Source organism: Aggregatibacter segnis ATCC 33393, assembly GCF_900476035.1.
Taxonomy (GTDB): domain Bacteria; phylum Pseudomonadota; class Gammaproteobacteria; order Enterobacterales; family Pasteurellaceae; genus Aggregatibacter; species Aggregatibacter segnis.
The window spans coordinates 1790304-1812322 of the sequence record NZ_LS483443.1 but is presented as its reverse complement, the minus strand read 5'-3'; the positions used below and the strand labels follow the sequence as shown (position 1 = coordinate 1812322).

General features: G+C 43.1%; 17 protein-coding genes. 7 read left to right on the top strand and 10 right to left on the bottom strand.

The window, feature by feature from the left end:
* Nucleotides 1-24: 24 nt before the first annotated feature.
* The gene (gene hypF, locus DQN58_RS08810) at nucleotides 25-2307 is read right to left on the bottom strand and encodes a carbamoyltransferase HypF (protein ID WP_006718818.1); all 2283 of its coding nucleotides are present in this window, start codon (nucleotides 2305-2307) and stop codon (nucleotides 25-27) included.
* A gap of 293 nt (nucleotides 2308-2600) precedes the next feature.
* Entirely contained in the window at nucleotides 2601-4091 is a 1491-nt protein-coding gene (locus tag DQN58_RS08805) for a leucyl aminopeptidase (protein WP_006718817.1), read from the bottom strand.
* A 152-nt stretch (nucleotides 4092-4243) separates the two neighbouring features.
* On the opposite strand from DQN58_RS08805, the gene lptF reads away from it, so the two are divergent.
* From lptF to metF, 3 genes are all read left to right on the top strand, one after another.
* Nucleotides 4244-5338, top strand: a complete 1095-nt coding sequence (lptF, locus tag DQN58_RS08800) for an LPS export ABC transporter permease LptF (RefSeq protein WP_006718814.1) — start codon at nucleotides 4244-4246, stop codon at nucleotides 5336-5338.
* Between the two features lie 15 nt (nucleotides 5339-5353).
* Entirely contained in the window at nucleotides 5354-6421 is a 1068-nt protein-coding gene (lptG, locus tag DQN58_RS08795) for an LPS export ABC transporter permease LptG (RefSeq protein ID WP_006718812.1), read from the top strand.
* A 173-nt stretch (nucleotides 6422-6594) separates the two neighbouring features.
* On the top strand, nucleotides 6595-7479 hold the full coding sequence (gene metF / locus DQN58_RS08790) for a methylenetetrahydrofolate reductase (RefSeq protein WP_006718808.1): 885 nt from the start codon (nucleotides 6595-6597) through the stop codon (nucleotides 7477-7479).
* Between the two features lie 90 nt (nucleotides 7480-7569).
* On the opposite strand, the gene znuB is transcribed toward metF, so the two are convergent.
* Both znuB and znuC read right to left on the bottom strand, forming a co-directional pair.
* Nucleotides 7570-8355 carry a zinc ABC transporter permease subunit ZnuB gene (znuB, locus tag DQN58_RS08785; RefSeq protein WP_006718806.1) on the bottom strand — a complete coding sequence of 262 codons (786 nt, stop codon included), beginning with the start codon at nucleotides 8353-8355 and terminating at the stop codon, nucleotides 7570-7572.
* A gap of 11 nt (nucleotides 8356-8366) precedes the next feature.
* Nucleotides 8367-9140: a zinc ABC transporter ATP-binding protein ZnuC gene (znuC, locus tag DQN58_RS08780; protein ID WP_032997934.1), complete on the bottom strand. Its 774-nt coding sequence runs from the start codon at nucleotides 9138-9140 to the stop codon at nucleotides 8367-8369.
* Between the two features lie 197 nt (nucleotides 9141-9337).
* Here znuC and mepM point away from each other — a divergent pair, with 197 nt between their 5' ends.
* Nucleotides 9338-10867 carry a murein DD-endopeptidase MepM gene (mepM, locus tag DQN58_RS08775; protein ID WP_006718802.1) on the top strand — a complete coding sequence of 510 codons (1530 nt, stop codon included), beginning with the start codon at nucleotides 9338-9340 and terminating at the stop codon, nucleotides 10865-10867.
* 87 nt (nucleotides 10868-10954) lie between these two features.
* Here mepM and DQN58_RS08770 read toward each other — a convergent pair whose 3' ends face one another.
* The 4 genes from DQN58_RS08770 to DQN58_RS08755 all read right to left on the bottom strand — a co-directional run bounded on the left by DQN58_RS08770 (nucleotide 10955) and on the right by DQN58_RS08755 (nucleotide 14596).
* Nucleotides 10955-11713 (bottom strand): iron ABC transporter ATP-binding protein, encoded by a 759-nt coding sequence (locus DQN58_RS08770; protein WP_006718800.1) that lies wholly within the window; start codon nucleotides 11711-11713, stop codon nucleotides 10955-10957.
* An 11-nt stretch (nucleotides 11714-11724) separates the two neighbouring features.
* Nucleotides 11725-12666: an iron chelate uptake ABC transporter family permease subunit gene (locus DQN58_RS08765; protein ID WP_006718799.1), complete on the bottom strand. Its 942-nt coding sequence runs from the start codon at nucleotides 12664-12666 to the stop codon at nucleotides 11725-11727.
* Nucleotides 12656-13621, bottom strand: coding sequence for an ABC transporter permease (locus tag DQN58_RS08760; RefSeq protein ID WP_006718797.1), 966 nt, complete (start codon nucleotides 13619-13621; stop codon nucleotides 12656-12658). Before DQN58_RS08760 ends, DQN58_RS08765 begins: the two co-directional genes overlap by 11 nt.
* A 75-nt stretch (nucleotides 13622-13696) precedes the next feature.
* Nucleotides 13697-14596, bottom strand: a complete 900-nt coding sequence (locus DQN58_RS08755) for a siderophore ABC transporter substrate-binding protein (RefSeq protein WP_032997933.1) — start codon at nucleotides 14594-14596, stop codon at nucleotides 13697-13699.
* Between the two features lie 183 nt (nucleotides 14597-14779).
* Between DQN58_RS08755 and DQN58_RS08750 the strand changes: the two genes are divergently transcribed.
* Together DQN58_RS08750 and cpdB are read left to right on the top strand one after the other, a co-directional pair.
* Nucleotides 14780-17005 carry a TonB-dependent hemoglobin/transferrin/lactoferrin family receptor gene (locus DQN58_RS08750; protein ID WP_006718793.1) on the top strand — a complete coding sequence of 742 codons (2226 nt, stop codon included), beginning with the start codon at nucleotides 14780-14782 and terminating at the stop codon, nucleotides 17003-17005.
* A gap of 199 nt (nucleotides 17006-17204) precedes the next feature.
* Entirely contained in the window at nucleotides 17205-19181 is a 1977-nt protein-coding gene (cpdB, locus tag DQN58_RS08745; protein ID WP_032997932.1) for a 2',3'-cyclic-nucleotide 2'-phosphodiesterase, read from the top strand.
* Nucleotides 19182-19269: 88 nt separating this feature from the next.
* On the opposite strand, the gene fdhE is transcribed toward cpdB, so the two are convergent.
* Nucleotides 19270-20187, bottom strand: coding sequence for a formate dehydrogenase accessory protein FdhE (fdhE, locus tag DQN58_RS08740; RefSeq protein WP_032997931.1), 918 nt, complete (start codon nucleotides 20185-20187; stop codon nucleotides 19270-19272).
* Nucleotides 20188-20277: 90 nt separating this feature from the next.
* Nucleotides 20278-21393, bottom strand: a complete 1116-nt coding sequence (locus DQN58_RS08735) for a pyridoxal phosphate-dependent aminotransferase (RefSeq protein WP_006718786.1) — start codon at nucleotides 21391-21393, stop codon at nucleotides 20278-20280.
* 130 nt (nucleotides 21394-21523) lie between these two features.
* Between DQN58_RS08735 and DQN58_RS08730 the strand changes: the two genes are divergently transcribed.
* The gene (locus DQN58_RS08730; RefSeq protein ID WP_006718784.1) at nucleotides 21524-21940 is read left to right on the top strand and encodes a YgiW/YdeI family stress tolerance OB fold protein; all 417 of its coding nucleotides are present in this window, start codon (nucleotides 21524-21526) and stop codon (nucleotides 21938-21940) included.
* Nucleotides 21941-22019 lie beyond the last annotated feature (79 nt).

Here is a 22019-nt window from a genome sequence, read left to right as displayed (position 1 = left end):
GAAAACCGACCGCACTTTCATGAATTATGCACAAATAAGATTGAATTGACTTGCGATGACGGCCTGCCCCAAACTCAAGCCGCCATCTCCCATCGGAAATTGATGCGCACTCAATACCTTAAATTCAGCTAACTGTTCTTTTATCAATCGCCGTAATAATTGGTTATGCCATACGCCACCGGAAAGCACGAGCGTTTCGCAATGATGGCGTTGCGCCTGTTGGCGAGCCAATTGAGCGAAACCTTCTGCTAACGCATAATGAAAAATAAAGGCTTTGTCAGCGTTGGACGAATCGAGCGCAATCCATGCTTGCCAGAAATGGGCAAGATCCAATTTATTTTCAGCGTTAAGCGGCATTAAGGTTGGAAGCTCTCTTTTATCGAATGGCAAACTGGCGAGCGCCGATTGCGAGGCGAGCACTTCCAATTGGCAGGCGGCTTCGCCTTCCCAGCTCAGTTGTGGCGGCGTGATGCCCAAGCCAAATGCCACTGCGTCAAATAAGCGTCCGGCGGAGGAAATCCGTGGGCTGTTAAGGTTGCGTTCAATCGCTTTAGAGAGCAGTTGCCAGTCATAGTTGGCGCAGGTTTGGGCGGCGATTTCTTGCCAATTTGGCACGAATTGATGCAAATGCGCTAACCAGTTGCGCCAAGGTTGTTTGGCGGCAAGATCGCCCCCCGGCAACGCTACCGCAGGTAGCCCCCCTAAATAGCGGCAGTGTTTTTCATCGACCAACAGACATTCTCCGCCCCAAAGTTGTCCGTTTTCACCCATGCCGATACCGTCCAACGCAAGCCCGATAACCTGTTCATGGCAATGGTGTTCCGCCATGACGCTGACAATATGGGCGTGATGATGGAGCACTTCTACATAAGGGATTTGGTATTGTGCAGCCAAGCGCTTACCCATTTCATGGGTAAAATAACCGGCGTGTGAATCAATGGCGATAAGTTCCGGTTTGAATTGGTAGATTTGGCAGAAGAGGGCGATATTCGCTTCTAATTGTGACCGCACTTTTTCGTTCGAGGTGTCGCCAATGTGTTGGCTGACGATGGCTTTATTTTGGCGCAATAAACAGAAGGTGTTTTTTAAATCAGACCCTAATGCCAGCACATTGTGTGCGCTGTGGTGATCCAACAGGGTTTCGTCAGGCACATAGCCTCTTGCGCGACGTAGAATTTCCACACCATCAAACACCGCACGCACTAAGGAATCGTCAGCGCGTTGCAAAATGTCGCGATTGTGGCAGAGGAAATAATCCGCCAAGTCACTTAAATATTCCACCGCACTTTGATTATCCAATACCGGCGGTTGTCCGCTTGGGTTGGCAGAGGTCATCACTAATGGGCGATTCACTTCTCTCAATAATAAATGCTGTAACGGGTTGCTTGGCAACATCACGCCGATTTCATTGAGTTGTGGTGCAATCTGTTCCGCTAATGAGGGGACTTTGTGTTTTGCCAATAGCACAATGGGTGCTGCCGTGCTGGTGAGTAATTTGATTTCCTTTTCGGTGAGATCCTTTAAAAAAGACACATCCGGCACCATCACCGCCAAAGGTTTACTTGGGCGGTGTTTGCGGTCGCGCAGTAATTGCACCGCATCAGCCTGAGTTGCATCACAGGCAAGATGAAAACCGCCGATGCCTTTTACTGCAACGATCTTGCCTTGTTGTAAGAAAAGTGCGGTGGTTTTTATCGGTGTTTTTTCATCGATAAGCGCGCCTTCTTGATTGCTTAACCAAACATGAGGGCCGCACACGGCACAGGCGTTCGGTTGCGCATGAAAACGACGGTCGGCAGGATTTTTATATTCTTCTGCGCAATCAGGACAGAGGGGAAAATCGGCCATCGAGGTGTTTTTGCGATCGTATGGAATGGCTTTAATAATCGTAAAACGCGGACCGCAGTGGGTGCAGTTGATAAAAGGATAATGATAGCGTCGATTGGTCGGGTCAAATAACTCCTTCAAACAGGCGGGGCAAGTGGCGGCATCAGGCACGATTTGGGTATCCATGGCGTTGTTTTCGCTTTCACGGATTTCAAAGCCGTCAAAGTACGGTGGATTTTCCCACGGTTTTTCCTGCTGCTGAATATCGGTAATCAGCGCAAGCGGGGGAAGTTGGGTTTGCAGATCATGCAAGAATTGTTGCAGTTGCTGCGCTGTTGGTTCAAGCAGGCGGATGAGTACGCCTTGCCCGTCGTTGTTGACATCGCCGCGTAATTCGTATTGATTCGCCAATAACCAGACGAAAGGACGAAACCCCACGCCTTGCACTTTGCCTTTTATGCGTAATTCAATGCCCTGCATATGCTTCCTGTTGCGTTTTTTATTGCTTTTAACTATGAAAAATATTTAACAGTATGAACAAGTTATTTATTTTTATCGAATTATTTTACTGGATTTAGGGCTTAGCGATGAGGTGGTTTTGCGAAAACCATTAAAAATGATGATCTTTATCAAGGAATAATTTTTTTGAAGAATGAACAACCATAAGCATGACCGCACTTTGGGACTGTTCTCAAAGTGCGGTCATTTTTTTCTCATTTTTTTGAAGATAATTGGCGCTGCCAATGTTCAAAACCTGTGCCGTTCTTCGTGTTTTATTTCACTTGATTTAACAGGAATTGTACGAGCAAGGAAACCGGTCTGCCGGTAGCACCTTTGTTTGCCCCTTGTAGCCATGCGGTACCGGCAATGTCGAGGTGCGCCCATGGGTATTTCTTGGTGAAATTGGCGAGGAACGCACCTGCCGTGATTGCACCGCCCCAACGTCCACCAATATTGGCTAAATCGGCAAAGTTGGATTTTAACTGTTCTTGGTATTCTTCACTTAACGGTAAACGCCATGCTTTGTCGGCACTTTGTTGTGCGGCTTGTTCAAGCGCAGCTGCGATGTCGTCATGGGTGGAAACCAAACCACTGTTGTGTTGCCCTAATGCGACTACGCAAGCGCCTGTTAAGGTGGCAATGTCAATGACCAGTTCAGGATCGAAACGTTCTACGTAAGTGAGCGTATCACATAGCACCAAGCGACCTTCTGCATCGGTGTTTAATACTTCCACGGTTAAGCCGTTCATGGTGGTGAGAATATCGCCCGGGCGATAAGCGTTGCCGTCTGGGAGATTTTCACAGCCTGCCATGACGCCGATTACGTTTAACGGCAGTTGTAGTTGTGCTAAGGCATTCATCACGCCATAAACGGAGGCTGCGCCGCACATGTCGTATTTCATTTCGTCCATGTCCGCAGCCGGTTTTAGGGAAATACCGCCGGCATCAAAGGTTAACCCTTTGCCCACTAACACGATCGGTTTTGCGTTCGGATTCGGGGCATTACGGTATTCCATAATCGCTAATTTTGCCTCATTGTGCGCTCCGCGTGATACGGCAAGATAGGCACCCATGCCTAATTTTTCCATTTCTGCTTCGTTGACAATGGTGGTTTTAATCAGCGGTGAGGTTTCGGCTAAGTTTAGCGCTTTGTCTGCCAAATATGCCGGGTTACACACATTTGGAGGACAGTTTGCCACATCTTTGGCAAGGCGTACGCCGAGGGCGATTGCAGAGGCATGCTGAATCGCTTGTTCGGCGGATGCCAGCTCATCTGCGCCAACGTTAAAAATCACCTCTGAAAGTGCGGTAGATTTTTCTGCTGTTTTTTGACTTTTGAATTGAGTGAATTGATATAAATCCTGTTCGATAGTTTCAATAGCAAAGCGGATGTTCCAGTAAAGCGTCCTTTGATTAAGCGGAATTTCAGTTAAAAAACTGACCGCACTTTTGGCTTGGGTTTCCTTTAATGTTTGCGCTGTTTTTTGCATAAGTTGCTTAAATTGACGCTCGTTGAGTTCACCGCGTTTACCACACCCCACGACGAGAAGTCGTTCGGCAGCAAGGTTTGGCACATTGCGCAATAATGTGGTTTGCCCAAGTTTGCCGCTAAGTTCACCGCTTTCCACCAAATGGAGGAGATAATTATCGGAAATCTTGTTAATTTCCACCGCACTTTGGGATAGGTTTTTTTCTTCAAAAATGCCCACAATCAGGCAATCTGCCGCTTGATTTACGGCATAATGTTGTGCGCTAAACTTCATTTTTTCCTCGCTTATTTTGCTGTTTTAAATGTCAAATTAAGGTATCATACGCCACCTATTCTTTAGGTAAGCCAAACCCAATTTGGTTTTTTCAAAGTGAAACGAATTTAATCTCTTTTGCTGAAATAGCAAGAGAAAAATAGGCAAAAAAAGTGATTTTAACCCGATATTTAACCAAAGAAGTTTTTAAAAGCCAGATTGCGATTTTGTTTATTCTGTTGCTGATCTTTTTTTGTCAGCAGCTCGTTCGCGTACTGGGCTCTGCCGCGAATGGCCAGGTGCCGGCAGATTTAGTCTTTTCTTTGCTAGGTTTAGGCATGCCGACCATGGCACAACTGATGTTGCCACTTTGTTTGTTCATTGCGATTTTGTTGACCTTAGGTCGTTTATACGCAGAAAGTGAAATCACCGTCATGCGCGCCTGTGGTGTAGGCTCAAAAATTTTAGTGAAAGTCGTTTTGATTTTATCGTTATTTACCGGGGCGTTGGCAGCATACAATGCATTATGGTTGAGTCCATGGGCAATTAATAAACAAGTGGCGATCATTGAGGAGGCAAAGGCAAATCCGAATATGGGCGCCTTGTCTGCCGGTCAATTTATGACGGCAAATAACAGTGATTTTGTGTTGTTTATTGATGACATTCAAGAAAATCAAATTAATAACGTTTATGTGTTCCAAACCCAGCCAAAAGGGCAAACTAAGCCGTCAGTCATTGTGGCGGAGCAAGGGGAGTTAAAATCTTTACCAAACGGTGATCAAATCCTTCGTTTGCAAAATAGTGATCGTTTTGAAGGCACCGCGATTTTGCCGGATTTCCGCATCACCCATTTTGATGAATACCAAGCCTATTTAGGTCATAAAGCCGTTGAAGATGATTCAAATGAAGCGGGTGAAATGAGCCTTATGCAACTGTTAAATGCCGATACGCCGGCGATGAAAACCGAATTTCATTGGCGTTTAACCTTAATTCTTGCTGTGCCTATCATGGCATTGTTAGCCGTGCCATTAAGTCGTGTTAATCCACGCCAAGGTCGTTTTGCCAAAGTGTTACCGGCGTTATTGTTGTATTTAATTTACTTCTTATTACAAAGCTCATTGAAATCAGCCGGTGGTGCAGGCAAATTGGATGCCTCGTTATTTATGCCATTGGTGAATGGGGGCTTTTTCTTATTGGCGATTTTGCTCAACAGTTGGGATAGCGCATTCATGTATCGTATTCGTTATTCATTGAATAAAAAGCGCTAAAACAGGGATAACTGAATGAATACCTTAGAACGATATATCGGTAAAAGTATTTTAGGCACGATTTTCGCCACCTTGTTCATGTTAGTGGGATTATCCGCCATTATTAAATTTGTAGAGCAATTCCGTAGTGTGGGGAAAGGCACTTACGACATCTTACAGGCTATTGCTTATACGGTGTTGACTATGCCGAAAGATGTAGAAACCTTTTTCCCTATGGCGGCATTGCTTGGTGCATTAATTGCCTTGGGGAATCTTGCCAGTCGTAGTGAATTAGTGGTGATGCAATCATCAGGATTTTCACGCATACGCATCGGCATTGCGGTGATGAAAACGACTATTCCATTAGTCTTGTTGACAATGGTGATTGGTGAATGGGGAATCCCACAAACCGAGCAATTTGCGCGTGATATGCGATCCAAAGCTATTTCCGGCGGTTCTATGCTTTCGGTGAAAAATGGCATTTGGGCAAAAGACGGCAATAATTTCGTGTATGTGCGTAGCATTTCTGATGATGTGGAATTAAACGATATTTATATTTATACCTTCAATGAACAACGCCAATTAGAAAAAATGAAACATGCGAATCAAGCGTCTTTTAACAATGGCAAATGGACGTTACGACAAGTCAATGAATCCCGTATTCAACCCGATGAAGTGGTGACTATCAATCGTTTAAATGAAGACTGGGAGACCAACTTAACGCCGGATAAACTAGGTGTGGCATCATTGCGTCCAACATCATTGTCTATTTCGGGGTTATCGAATTACATCGCCTTCCTGAAAGAAACCGGACAGGATTCCAGAAATTTCGAGTTGACCTATTGGCGTAAATTGCTCCAACCGGTTTCTGTAGGCGTGATGATGATGTTGGCGCTTTCCTTTATTTTTGGTCCGTTGCGTAGCGTGACTGCCGGGGCGCGTATTCTTATCGGGATTTCTTTCGGTTTCTTGTTCTATGTAGTGAATGAGTTGTTTGGTAAATTCAGCTTGGTGTATAACACCACGCCGCTTATTGGCGCGTTGATGCCAAGTGTGCTGTTCCTGCTTATTACTTGGTGGTTGTTAGCGCGACGTCGAAATTAGACAAAAGTGCGGTAAGAAAAAACAATGTTTTTAAAGCCCGTGATTGTCACGGGCTTTTTATACTAAACATTAATTTCATTCATTCAATGAATGAAATATTTGAAATTGACACATATTCCCTTTCTCTTTAATTTAAATAACATCTTTGACAGAGTTGAAATGAGGTAACTTGCATGAGTTATGCAAAAGAAATTGATAATTTAAATCAACACTTAGCCGATTTGAACGGCAAAATTAACGTTTCCTTTGAATTTTTCCCACCTAAAAATGAAAAAATGGAAAATATTTTGTGGGAATCCATTCATCGTTTAAAAGTCTTAAAGCCAAAATTTGTTTCTGTGACTTACGGGGCGAACTCCGGAGAACGTGAACGTACCCATGGTGTTGTAAAACACATTAAGCAGGAAACCGGTTTGGAGGCAGCGCCGCATTTAACTGGCATTGATGCAACGCCGGATGAATTACGTCGCATTGCAAAAGATTATTGGGATAGCGGCATTCGCCGTATTGTGGCGTTGCGTGGTGATGAGCCGAAAGGTTATGAGAAAAAGCCTTTTTATGCCGCAGATTTAGTGACATTGCTCCGTGAAGTAGCCGACTTTGATATCTCCGTTGCAGCCTATCCGGAAGTGCACCCAGAAGCAAAATCAGCACAAGCGGACTTAATCAATTTAAAACGTAAAATTGATGCTGGCGCTAATCACGTGATTACGCAATTCTTCTTTGACATCGATAGCTATTTGCGTTTCCGTGACCGCTGTGCCTCTATTGGCATTGATGCAGAAATCGTGCCGGGCATTTTACCGGTCACTAACTTCAAACAGCTTCAAAAAATGGCCGCGATCACTAATGTGAAAATTCCTGCCTGGATGGCGAAAATGTATGATGGGTTAGATGACGACCAAACAACTCGTAATTTAGTGGCGGCAAGTATCGCTATGGATATGGTGCGCGTATTATCTCGTGAAGGCGTAAAAGACTTCCACTTCTACACCTTAAACCGTAGTGAACTTACTTACGCGATTTGCCATACGTTAGGGATTCGTCCAACGTTGTAATTTAAAAAAATGAAAAAAAGCGACCGCACTTTAGGTTTTCCTCTTAAAGTGCGGTCGTTTTTTTATGTATTGGTTGTGGTGAATGCAAATTTAATTCGGTTCTTTTTTCAGTAATGAACACAAAAAGAGAAACGTGGCGCAAATGACGACAGAAGGGCCTGCAGCGGTGTCGTAATAGGCGGATAAAGTTAGCCCCATAGAAACGGCAAGCATACTAACAATTACGGCAATACCGACCATGCTTTCCGGGGTGCGGGCAAAGCGCTTAGCGGCGGCAGCCGGAATAATGAGGAGGGAGGTGATAATTAATGCGCCAACAAATTTCATACTCAAGGCAATGGTTAAGGCCGTTAAGATCATCAGAATAAAGCGCATTCTTTTCACATTAATCCCTTCCACTTGAGCCAATTCCGGGCTGATCGTGGTGGAAATTAGCGGTTTCCAAAAATAGATTAATGCAGTAAGTACGACAATGGCGCCAAGACTGATGTAAATGAGATCGTCATAAGTGATAGCCAGTAAATCGCCGAATAAATAGGACATTAAATCGACCCGCACATTTTGGAGCAAACCGACCGTGACAACGCCGATAGAAAGACAGCTATGTGCAATAATGCCAAGTAACGTATCCACAGAAAATTGCGTATTATTTTCCAACCAAACCATGGCAATGGAAAGCAAGATCGTGAGGACTAAAATGGCGATGTAAGGGTTGATTTGCAAAAAAATACCAAGCGCAACACCCAATAACGCCGAGTGGGAAAGCGTATCACCGAAATAGGCCATTTTGCGCCAGACCACAAACGCTCCGAGCGGAGCCGTAATCAGCGAAAGTACCATGCCTGTAATCCAGGCGGGAAAAAGAATATCAAACATAATATGAATCGTTAGTGTGAATGGGGCGATTCCATGCCGCAAATGTCGCCGTGCATATCATGACGATGATTGTGGTGATGGGTATAAACCGCAATATTTTTAGAAAACTGATTGCCGAAAAAGTGAATAAACGTTGGATCGTTTGAAACAGTTTCAGGCGTGCCGGCGCAACAAATATGCTGGTTAATACACAGCACTTCGTTAGTGTCAGCCATGACAATATGTAAATCATGTGACACCATCAAAATTGCACAATTTAATTTTTCACGGGTCTGCTGAATCAGTTGATAAAGCTCTGCCTGACCGGTCATATCTACGCCCTGAGTGGGCTCATCCAACACCAATAAATTGGGTTTATTTAAAATCGCTCGTGCCAGTAAAACCCGTTGCATTTCGCCACCGGAAAGTTTTTGCATACTGTTGTGAATGAGATGGCTAATGGACAACAACGCCATGGCATCTTGGATATCCTGCCGAGAAATTCCTTTTTTTAAGGATAAAAATTTTTCAACGGTAATAGGTAAGTTATGGTCTAAATGAATCTTTTGCGGAACGTAACCGATACGAATATTTTTGTTGTAGCGCACAGAACCGGACGTTGGTTGTTGTAGTTTGAGTAAGACTTTTAATAGTGTAGATTTACCACCGCCGTTGGGCCCTACAATAGTAATAATCGAGTTTGGGTAAATGGTGAGGTTAATGTGGTTGAGTGCGATTTGTTGCCCGTATTTTACATTGATGTCCTTTAATTCGACCAAGGGCACTTTTATTGCATTGATTTGCATGATGGGTTCTATTTGAGATTTCATTGGAGAAAAATTGCGCTAAAAATAGCTTATTTTTTATGATTTAACAAGTTCCCCGATAATTTATGTGTATAATTGCGCCGTTTGTCAGGAATTTCGCTTTATCCGTTGAATTTTTTTATTTTTATTGAGTCATAAGTAAACTTAAATCTTATTCGTTGTAAGGAAACCCAAAAGTGGTACAACACGTAAAATTAGCAAGAGAGCGTCGTCAAAGAAAGTCGCGTATTAAAGCGCTTATTTTCTTTTTGGCACTTTTGTTGATTTTTACCGGTTTTTTTCTGCATTTAAACGATACGGCAGAAGACAAAATCGAGAGCGTCAAAAATCCTACTTATACCAATCTTTCGACCAAAAATACACTTTTCGATACGAATAATCTGCTACAGGAGATTCTCTCTTTAGGTGAGCTTTATCCTGTTTCCGCCTATGTTGTTTCTTTTACTAATGAAGCTGTTCAAGAAACACAAATTTTAGCTGATACTTTTAGTCTCAATGCCGTAGAAGAGGCAACTTCTTATGATGATGTGGGGAAAGATGACGAATCGGAAGAAGTTAAAACCCACGACGAATTTGATGATCTAGATACTTTGCCAAGTGATGCGAAAGATGCTGTCGTAAATATTTTAGATGTGGCGGATCAAGCGATTCGAATCAAAGATCAATTTAGTCATACGGTGGTGAAAGGCGATAGTTTAAAGGATGTATTGGAGCTTTCCGGTTTAGAGGATGATACTAGTAAACAACTGATTGCGGCTTATCCGGAACTCAAACATTTACAAGCAGGGCAACAGTTCTATTGGATTTTGAATAATGACGGTGAATTGGAATATTTGAATTGGTTGGTTTCACAGAAAAAAGAATACATCTACGAATTACAGTCAGAAGGTAAGTTTACCCGTCAAATTCTGGAAAAGAAAAGCGTTTGGAAACGGGAAGTATTACGTGGCGAAATGGATGGTTCTTTTGTTAATAGCTTGAAAAAATTAGGTTTAGATAATCGTCAAATTTATCAACTGACTTCTGCGTTACAGTGGCAGGTGAGTTTAAAACAACTGAAAAAAGACACCAAAATATCGATTTTAGTTTCTCGCGAATATTTAGAAGAGAAGCGTACCGGTCAAGGTAACGTAGAAGCCATTCATATTATGACTGGAGGAAAAGGTTATTACGCGATTCAAGCAGCGAACGGACGTTATTATAACCGCCAAGGGGAAACCTTAGGTAAAGGCTTCTCACGTTATCCATTGCAGCGTCAAGCGCGTGTATCTTCACCGTTTAACCCACGTCGTCTGCATCCTGTTACAGGTCGTATTGCCCCCCATAAAGGCGTGGATTTTTCTATGCCGATAGGCACGCCGGTTATTGCGCCGGCAGATGGTACGGTTGAAAAAATTGCGTATCAGGCAAATGGTGCCGGTCGCTACGTGGTCATTCGTCATTCTCGAGAATACCAAACCGTGTATATGCACTTGAGCCGTCCTTTAGTTAAAGCCGGGCAAAGTGTGAAGAAAGGGGAACGTATTGCATTGTCGGGAAATACCGGACGTTCAACCGGACCGCACTTACACTATGAATTTCATATTAACGGACGCCCTGTGAATCCGCTTACGGTCAAACTTCCGGGAGGAAGCAGCGGTATGGCAACGGCTGAACGTAAAGAATTCCTTGTCAAAGCCAATGAAGTAGAACGCTTGTTACGTTAGTTTTGAAAGTGCGGTGGTTTTTCCCGCTGTTTTAAAAACATTGTGAAAATCGACCGCACTTTTTTATAAAAGCCATACCACCATTTATCAAATATGATGTATCACTAATCTTTTCCCTTGATAATCCAACACGTCTGCATCCAAATTAAACACAGATTTTAAGTTTTCTTTTGTGATAATTTCGGTAGGTGTGCCAATCATTGCGATTTCACCGTTTTTCATGGCGACAATGGTGTCGGCGTAGGCGGCAGCCATATTGATGTCATGCACTACCATGACCGTGGTCAGTGCAAGTTCATCGGTCAGTTGGCGTAGCAAGCGCATCAGCTCGCGGGCGTGGAACATATCGAGGTTATTTAATGGTTCATCAAGCAGTACATGATCGGTTTTTTGACAGAAGGTCATGGCAATCAGGGCGCGTTGACGTTGACCGCCGGAAAGTTCGCTAAGAAAACGATTGGCCAATGGCGCTAATTCAAAACGTTGTAAGGCATCGCGGATAATGGCATTGTCTTCTTCCGTCGGGCGCCCCTGATGGTGAGGATAACGGCCGAAAATCAACAAATCTTTTACCGTAATGCGACTATGAATCACGTTATCTTGGGTCAGAATTGCCAGGTTTTGCGCAATTGTGCGTGATGGCGTGGCGCCAATATCCATATCATTTAGCCAAATTTGCCCTTGTTGAATCGGATTTAAGCGCGCAACCAAAGAGAGTAGCGTGGATTTACCAGCACCATTAGCGCCGATCAATGCGGTAATACCACCGTTTGGGATGGTGAGATTAATGTTATTTAAAATCGTCGCCTGATTAATTTTATAGGTTATATTTTCAATTTTTATCACAAGAAATTCCCTTATTTTGCCCGTCTTAAAATTAGGTAGATAAAGACTAACCCACCGACAAATTCGATAACTACGCTAAGCACACCCTGCATCTTCATTACCTGTTCGAACACGGCTTGACCGCTTACTAATGTGATGGCCGACACCATAAACGTCATTGGGATGCGAATGCTGTGGTGCATGGTCGGGCTAATGGCATTGACGATGGCACATACCAATAAGCCTAAAAACAGAATCGGTCCCACAAGTGCGGTGGAAATTGACACTAAAAATGCGCAGCAAATGAGTAATTGGCGGCTGAACTGATGATATTCCAAGCCTAATCCGATAGCGCGTTCACGCCCCAGTAGTAGTACATCTAATTTAAAACGTTGTTGCCAAATCCACAGAGCGCTGACCAATGTAATGACAGTACCAATCCATAATAAGGTTGGGTTCACCGTGTTAAAACTGGCAAAGGAAGATCCTTGTGCAACGGCGAATTCATTCGGATCGATCATGCGCTGTAGCAGGTTATTTACACTGCGGAAAAGCACACCGAAAATAATCCCTACCAAAATCATACGGGCGAGATCGCTGTTGTTTTTGCTGAGTGTACGGAATAACAGGAGTGCGCCAAGCAACATAAGTAAGGTTTCAAAGGCAAATTTGCCGGCCACATTGAGTTGTGTAAATCCAATCCCGCCGAAGAGAAACACTAAAATGCTTTGCACCAATAAATATAAGGAGTCAAAGCCTAAAATGCTGGGTGTTAGAATCGGGTTATTGGTTAAGGTTTGAAATAGCAATGTAGATATGCCAATGGTGTAGGCCATCATCAGCAATAACAACAGTTTCTTTCCACGAAACGGCAAAATGAAATCCCAGTTACCATTCGCGTGGTAAGTCATAAAAAAGACGCAAGCAAACGTGAGTAGGGCACCGAGTAATAACATGACGCGATTATTTTGCATTGGCTTTCCCCTTAAATAATAAATAGAGGAAAATCAATGTGCCGACAATGCCGAAAATGGTCGAAATCGGTACTTCATAAGGTGCGTTAATGACTCGGCCTATAATGTCGCAAATCAAGACCAAATTGGCGCCGAGCAACACAACCGAAGGCAGATTTTGGCGTAATCGGTCACCGGCTAAGCGGGAAATAATATTTGGTACAACCAGGCCGATAAAGGGAATTTGCCCAACGGTGACTACGACTACCGCAGTAATCATCGCCACCACAATTAACGCAAACCACGTCATTTGACGATAATTAATCCCTAAGCCGGTACTGATATTTTTCCCCAGTCCGGTAATGCTCAGACGATCGGCCATAATATAAACCACCACAGCAAGGGCGGCGGTAAGCCATAATAATTCATAACGTCCTGCCAAGATGCCGGAAAAATCGCCAGAAAACCAAATGGACAAGGTTTGTAAGCTGTCTGTTTCGTAGGCAAGAAAGGTCGTCATCGCCTCAATAATATTGCCGAACATAATCCCCACCAACGGCACCATGAGACGTTGATGTGGCGGCAATTGCTGTAACAATAAGGTAAAAATGCCCATGCTAATGAGTGCGGAGACGGTGGCGACGGACATTTTGAGAAGCAAGGCGGCGCTTGGAAATAATAGGCTGGTTAATAAAATCCCCAATGCCGCGCTTTGACTGGCGCCGATCATGCCCGGCTCAATAAAGCGATTTTTTAAGACAATTTGTAATACCATGCCTGCCACGCCAAGAGTCGCCCCTACTAAAATCACGGCGAAGGTACGAGGCAATCGACTGACTAACAGTACTTGCATTTGTTCCGGTTGAGAAAAAAATTGAGACCAATGGAAATCGGCTACGCCCACGGTAATACTTAATGCGGCGAGTAATACAAGAATTAAAAAATTAATCCGATTTAACGTGAAAATTCCAGACATGATGTTTTTTAAGTAATAAAAACGTTCTCTCCGCTTGGCATGAAGGCGATACAACGGAGAGAACGATAAGCATGATTATTTTTTCTCGAAAGCGGTTTTAATCGCGTTTAAGTCCGTTTTTAATTGTTCCGCACCGCCCGGCGCTAAGTAGGAAGCGCTACTGAGATAAACGACATTACCGTTTTTCCAGGCTTTAGTGCGACGAACCAATTCATTATCCAATACTTCTTTGGCGGTTTTACCTTCTTCGCCAATAGCAGAAATGCGATCTAACACAAACAACCAGTCAGGATTGGTTTTTTCAATAAACTCAAAGCTCGCCGGTTGGCCATGACCGGTACCTTTAATGCTCGGATCCGCCATTGGTACGCCAAGTTCATCATGAATAAAACTTAAACGATAACCGCTACCGAATGCGGAAATTTTGCCACCGTTGACTAAAATAATTAAACCGTTGCCTTTGTCTTTCACGGCGGCTTTAGTGTCTTTTAATAAGGTTTCCAATTCACCTTTTAACTTGTCTGCTGCCGCTTGTTTATCAAATAAACGACCGAAACTGTCAATGCGTTGAATGCCGCTTTCCACTAATTTATCGCCGTTATCGGTTAAATCGATCGTTTTTGCAATAGCGCTGACATCATCAAATTTTTTTGCCGTGCGGGTGCCGACAATAATTAAGTCTGGTTTTAATTCATTTAAAGCCTCTAAATTGGGCTCAAAAATAGTACCGACATTTTTGGCTTTTTCTAGTGTTGGTTTTAAATAAGGAAGTATTTTGCCGACATCCGCCGCACCATCTACTTTCACACCTAATGCTTGCAAGGTATCAAGGCTTCCCGTATCAAATACTGCAATTTTGGCTGGCGGTGCTGCTAATGTCACTTCTCCTCGTGCCGTTGGAATGCTGATTTCTTTCGCTAACGCAGATGTCGCCATCGCGATACAGGTTAATGTTAGCAGTGTTTTTTTCAACATCATAAATCTCCTTAAAATATAATTGAAAATAATTCTCATGTATTTTAACGAGATTTATTAGAAGGTAAACCTAAATTTTCGTATGCTAAAAACGATTTTTCATATTCCTAGAATTTTAGTTGGTTATCCCATTATTCACCTATATAATCGAGAATAATTCTTAATTATAAATATGGAGTTACTATGCTTAAAAAAACAAAGTTGGCGGTATTGGTTGCAGCGGTTTGTACCTATCAAAATATGGCATGGGCGGAAGAAACCAGTCAGTTAGAAGAAATTTCTGTGGTTGAAATTGAAACCAGCGATACGTTGGTCAATACCAAAGTGGATCGTAACAGTATTTTCTTACGCCAAGCAAAAGATGTTAAAGATTTATTTTCCAATAAATTAGACGTCAACGTCAGTCAATTGCAAACGGCACGTTCCGGCGGAGAAGGCGTGAATATTCGTGGTTTGCAGGGGAACCGTATGACCACAACGGTAGATGGTATCCCATTGCCGGAAGCACAAGAAAGCAAACATTTTATTTCTTACGGTGTGGAATTCGGACGTGCCGATTATGTGGATGTGAGTAGTTTGCGTAGCGCCGATGTGCAATATGCCGGTTCTGCCAACAGTTTATCGGGCAGCGTGAATTTTGCTACATTAGAACCTGTTGATTTGTTGAAAGGTCGTACCCTCGGGGGCTTTATCGGAAGCGGTTATAACAGCGCCGATAATTCCGTTTACGGCACTGTTGGCGGCGCAGGCAAAATCGGTGCTTATCAAGGCATGGTAATGACCACCATTCGTAACGGCGATCAAACCAAAAACAAAGGCACTAATGCTGGTACCGGCGTAAACCGTACCGAACCAAATCCGGCAGACACGCAAAATAATTATGTTCTTACCAAACATTACTATCAGTTAAATGATCAACATCAGGTTGGTGCCGCTTTTGAATATCAACGTAAAAAAATTAAGACCGATTTACTGACATTAAATGATATCAACATTGACAGAGCCACCGGTATTCAAACCAAAGGCAATTCCATTGATCGTGTGAAACGTAGCCGTTTTTCATTAAGCCACGATTATAATAATGAGCACGGTTGGTTACAAAATGCGAAAACACAGGTTTATTATCAAAATGCCGGTACCGATAATTATCGTCATCGTTTAGGAACGAATAATTACCGCTTTGAAGAATCAAACGTTAACTATAAAACCTATGGTATTAACAGCAATTTAATGAGTTTTATTGATGGAGATATTCCGCAAGTTCTGCGTTATGGTTTAAGTTATAACCACACCAAAGCGACAAATTATTTGCACTATGAACGTCCTGCTTACGGCAATTCCCGCCACGCCTATTTCAACGGAAAACCGACATCAGACACGAAACAGCATAAAGTTACGGGTTATTTTGAAGATGAAATTGCTTTTGGAAAATGGGTCGTTACGCCACAAGTCAGTTTTGTGCATTATCGGATGACACCTTCCGGTGGTAACAGTGACGTGGCTCAATTCCAACCGGCAAAACGTTCCGAAACTAAATTTGCGCCGAAGTTAAGTTTAGAATATCGTGCTGCACCGGAATTTATTCCGTATGTGCAATATTCTCGTGGTGTAAGAACGCCGTCACCACAACAATTAACCTCTTATTTCTTTGAAAGCGTTAATTATTTCATTCCGGGATTAGGGCCTCAAACCGCTAATGTCGCGGTGGTCGGTAACCCGAATTTGCGTTCCGAAACCGCCGATAACTTTGAAATCGGGGTGAAAGGTCAAAATGAAAAACTGCAATATTTGGTCACCGGCTATTACAACCACTATAAAAACTTTATTGATTGGGTATCCAAACCAACGCAAGGTTATACCACCTTTATTCAATACGACAATTTGGATAAGGCCAAAGTGTATGGTTTTACTGCCGATGTGAAATGGACGTTTTATGATGATTTCTATTTGACGAAAGGCATTTCTTATAGTCGCGGCAGAGCCACCAATAATGGCATTAAAACACCAATTAATAGTATTCAACCGTTAAAAGTGAAATTCGGTTTAGGCTATGAAGGTGACACCTATGGCGCCAATATTCAATGGACTTATAACCGTGGTAAATCCGATAAAGATATTGAACAATCTTCCGCGTACTTGTACAACCCGACAGGTGGTTATTCATTGTTTGATTTAGGCGTTTATTGGAAGCCGGTGGAAAATCTGACGTTAACCGCCAATGTAAACAATCTGTTTAATAAAAAATACTGGAACTGGAACGACATTTCTTATCTTGCCCTGTTAAGTAAAGCTACGCAGGATCAAGGTCGCGATCCGAGCAGTATTCCATTGGCGATTACTTCCGGAAATGCTGATCGTTACAGCGCACCGGGACGCAATTTTAACGTCGGTATTCGTTATGAGTTTTAAAAACAGCTGAAATTTCGACCGCACTTTTGTCAACCTCCGTGTTGTTCTAAAGTACGGTCATTTTTTTCGGCAAATTTATTGTCTTGCCGGGGCAAAATTTATGGTCAAAAACAACCGCACTTTTCCTTTCAAAGCCCCTCAATTTCCTTACAATAACGCCGTATTTTTTAACCCATTTTCCCTAACGAAGGAGTTTATTATGATGAATAGAAGACGTTTTATTCAAATCGGTGCGACCAGTGTGTTAGCGCTTAGTTGTAATCGCATGGCGTTCGCAAAAAGCGATAATCAAGTCGATTTACGCATTATCGGTACTACTGATATTCACAGTTTTTTGACGGACTTTGACTATTACAAAGACGCCCCGACAGAGAAATTCGGTTTTACCCGTGCGGCAAGTTTAATTCGTCAAGCTCGTGCGGAAGTAAAAAACAGCGTGTTGGTGGATAACGGCGATTTAATTCAAGGTAATCCGATTGCCGATTATCAAGCAGCAGTGGGCTATAAAGAAGGCAAATCAAACCCAGCTGTAGATTGCTTAAATGCTATGCATTATGAAGTGGGCACCCTGGGCAATCACGAGTTTAATTATGGTTTGGATTATTTAGCCGATGCTATTAAACAGGCAAATTTCCCGATTGTGAACGCCAACGTGGTGAAAGTGGGAACAGAGGAGCCTTATTACACGCCTTATGTGATTCAGGAAAAAACGGTGGTGGACAATAAAGGCAAGTCGCATAAGCTAAAAATCGGTTATATCGGTTTTGTGCCGCCGCAAATTATGGTGTGGGATAAAGCCAATTTAACGGGCAAAGTGGAAACCCGCGACATCGTAAAAAGTGCGCAAAAATATGTGCGGGAAATGAAGAAAAAAGGCGCGGATATTATCGTGGCGTTGGCGCACACCGGCCCATCCGATGAGCCGTACCATGAAGGCGCAGAAAATTCCGCGTTCTATCTTGCGGATATGCCGCACATTGACGCGGTGATTTTCGGTCACTCCCACCGCTTGTTCCCGAATAAAGAATTTGCCAAATCACCGAACGCAGATATTGCTAAAGGTACCGTAAAAGGCGTGCCGGAAAGCATGGCGGGCTATTGGGCGAACAATATCAGTGTCGTAGATTTAGTATTGAGCGAGCATAACGGCAAATGGATTGTGACCGACGGCAAAGCGGTATTGCGTCCGATTTATGATGCGGAAAACAAAAAGGCGTTGGCAGAAAATGACCCGGAAGTGACCGCACTTTTAAAAGAAACTCATGAAGCGACCCGTAAATTCGTGGCACAGCCGATTGGTAAAGCTACCGACAATATGTATAGTTATTTGGCATTGGTGCAAGACGACCCGACCATTCAAATTGTTAACCAAGCGCAAAAAGCCTATGTGGAAAAAGTTGCCCCAAGCGTACCTGCCATGGCTGGCTTGCCAATTTTAAGTGCGGGCGCACCGTTTAAAGCGGGCGGACGTAAAAACGATCCGACAGGCTACACCGAAGTGAACAAAGGCGAGTTAACGTTCCGCAATGCGGCAGATTTGTATTTGTATCCGAATACCTTGGTCGTGGTGAAAGTCAGCGGCGAACAGCTGAAAGAATGGTTGGAGTGCAGTGCAGGGATGTTTAAGCAAATCGACCAGGCAAGCGATAAACCACAATCGTTATTGGATTGGGAAGGTTTCCGCACCTATAACTTCGATGTGATCGACGGTGTCAATTACGAATACGATTTAACCCAACCGCCACGTTATGACGGCGAGTGCAAGTTAATCAACCCGAATGCCCACCGCGTGCTGAATCTGACTTACCAAGGCAAACCGGTGGATCCGAAAGCGGAATTTTTAATCGCCACCAATAACTACCGTGCTTATGGTAATAAATTCCCAGGTACCGGCGATAAGCACATTGTTTACGCGTCACCGGATGAAAACCGTCAAGTATTGGCAGATTACATCAAAGCTACCAGTGAAAAAGACGGCGCAGTGAATCCACGTGCAGACAAGAACTGGCGCTTCGTACCAATTAAAGGCAATGATAAATTAGATGTGCGCTTTGAAACGTCACCAAGCGAACAAACGGCGCAATTTATCAAAGAAAATGCTCAATACCCAATGAAACAAGTAGGTACTGATGAAGTGGGCTTTGCCGTGTATCAAATTGATTTATCAGGCAAATAATTCACCCCAAAATAAAAGGCATCCTATGGATGCCTTTTTTATTGTTAAAGTGCGGTAGTTTTTTCAAACGTTTTTTTAACCATTTGATTTATTCCGCCGGGAACACAAACGGATTCAAACCGCTTTTCATAAAACCTTTTTTCTCCATTTCCATATCCAAAAAGATAGACGCTAAATCATCAGCAATCACTTCCATTTTCGGATCTTTTTCTTGGTATAAGGCTTTAAGGTAGCTGTGGCAGCTTCCACAACTTTCGCTACGAACTGCGGCTAAATGCTCATCAAGGGACCAATAATCTAAATCGCTACTTTCTCCGCAGTTAGTGCATTGTGTGCGCACCATATTCCATTCGCTTTCACATAAAGAACAGTGCATGTAGCGCAAGCCTTGATTGGTGCCTAAATGAATCATGCTGGCCGTTGGAGAGGCGCTGCAAACCGGGCAAAGATGTAAATCTTCGGTACTTTCTTGTTTGGCGTTGTGCGGAATTTGTTGTACTAATTGGAACCAATATAAGGATAATGCCGCCCATACAAACACCGCTTTATCGCTGGAAATGGTGGCAAATTCTTGTGCCAATACTTTATCGGCAAGGTCTTCCAATTCACTGTCAGCGGCTTTTTCTAACCATTCAATCGTGGTGAGAATCTGGTCGTTGGCAGAAGGTTTTAATTTCTCTAAAAGTGCGGTCAATAATTTGCGCCAAATTGGGTCACGCTGCCAGTTTTTCACATCTAGCGGTTTATTTGCTAATTGTTCACCGGAAAGTGCTTGCAGACGTGGATCTTGTGGAATCGGCATGCTTTCAAGCAAGGCTAACTGTGCATCGGCAATCGCGGCGGCAAACAACAGATAATCAGCGAGCGGATGATCCTGCGCTAATTCTCTTAAACGTGCGGCACGGCGTTGATATAAGTTTTTCGGGTTGGAAAACAACAGCGGCGGCGCGGTATAAGAGGCTGCCGCTTGTTTAATTTCATTTTCAGGAAGAATTCGGATACTCATAATTTTAGGGCTTATTGTTAATAGAAAGTGAAAATTCATGCCTATTATAGGCGCATAAATTTACTGTTCAATGACCGAAACGGGTAATTTTTATTTATTTTCCAGCCATTGTTTAATGCGGTTTACCCCTTCTTGCAAATGCTCGATGTTGCGTGTGTAAGCAAAACGCAAATAATGCTTCGTGCCGTTTTTCCCAAAATCAATGCCCGGCGTAGTGGCGACTTGGATTTCATGGAGCATTTGTTTGGCAAATTCATAGCTGTCATTAGTGTATTTGGATACATCCGCCCACAAATAAAAAGCGCCTTGGGGTTTAAATTCAATGGTAAAAATGTCTTTTAAGGCGTTATATAAAAAATCGCGACGGGCTTGGAATTGCTGTTTTACCTGTGCAAGATGGGCTTCATCAAAGGCTTCTAATGCCGCATATTGGCTTAATGTTGGTGCAGAAATAAAGATATTTTGCGCAATGATTTCAGCTTCACGCACTTTGTCTTCCGGCACGATAATCCAGCCTAAACGTAAGCCCGGCATACAGAAATATTTAGAAAAACCGTTGATGACATATGCTTTATCGTTAAATTGCAATGCGGTTGCAGCAGTTTCGTCATACACCAAACCGTGATACAACTCATCGGAAATAAACGCAATGTCATGCTCACGACAATATTCGTTAAGCGCTTTCAAGCGTTCGGTGGTGTAAATATTGCCTGTCGGGTTTGCCGGCGAGGAAATTTGTAACGCTTTAATTTGATGGCGTTTTAATTGTTCCACGCTTAATTGATAACAATCTTGTTTATCCACCGGCATGAATTCCGGCTGAATATCCATCATGTAAGCAAAATTTTTATAGCAAGGATAAGACGGATCCGTTAAACCTAATTTATCACCGTTATTTAAGGTGAGGGCATAAGCCACTAGGAATGCACCGCTGGTACCGGGCGTAAGCAAAATCCGATTCGGATTGATTTTCACCTGATAAGTGCGGTCATAATACGCGGCGATTTTTTCTCGCAACGCCAGAAGTCCAAGGCTTTCTGTGTAACTAAATTGATTGTGCTGCACGGCATTTTGCAGTGCGGCTTTAACCTTATCGGAAGGCGGTAAATCCGGCTGACCGATTTCAAAATGAATGGCGTTAGGGTATTTCGCCGCTTCTCGTACAATATCCATCACAATAAAAGCGGACATGTTGTCGTAACGCATAATATTTCCTTTTTTCTCTTTTTTTAAAAAATTTTAAGCTTCTTAATCTTTTCTTAATTTTTACTTGCTTTAATAGCTCTCAACAAAGCAAGGGGCTTTGTGATAATAAACTTTACGAAGGAGATTTCAAATGAAGAAACGCAGTTTAGCAACAATTTTCGTATTAGCAACCATTGCCGCAAGCGGTGCCTTTGCCCAAGGCGGTTTCCAAGATCCTAATGCGTCACAAGTACAACACCATCAAAAAGGGGATTTTAAACGTGGTGGGTTTGTTAATGGCGAACAAACACTAAGCAAAGCAGCAGACGCCACTTCGTGGGTTGACGATCAATATGTGATTTTACAAGGCAATATCGTTAAACAAGTGGGTAAAGATGACTATATTTTCAAAGATGCCAGCGGTGAACTACAAGTAGAAATCGACCGCAAAGCATGGCGTGGTCAGGATATTTCCCCAAGCGATGAAGTGAAACTTTACGGCGAAGTGGATAAATCTTGGAATAAAACGGAAGTCGATATTGATCGTGTCGAAAAAATTGTAAAATAATCCGACCAAAAACAGAAAGTGGTGATGAGCCACTTTTTGTTTGTTTTTATTATGGCGATTTCTCAAGTAAAAGTGCGGT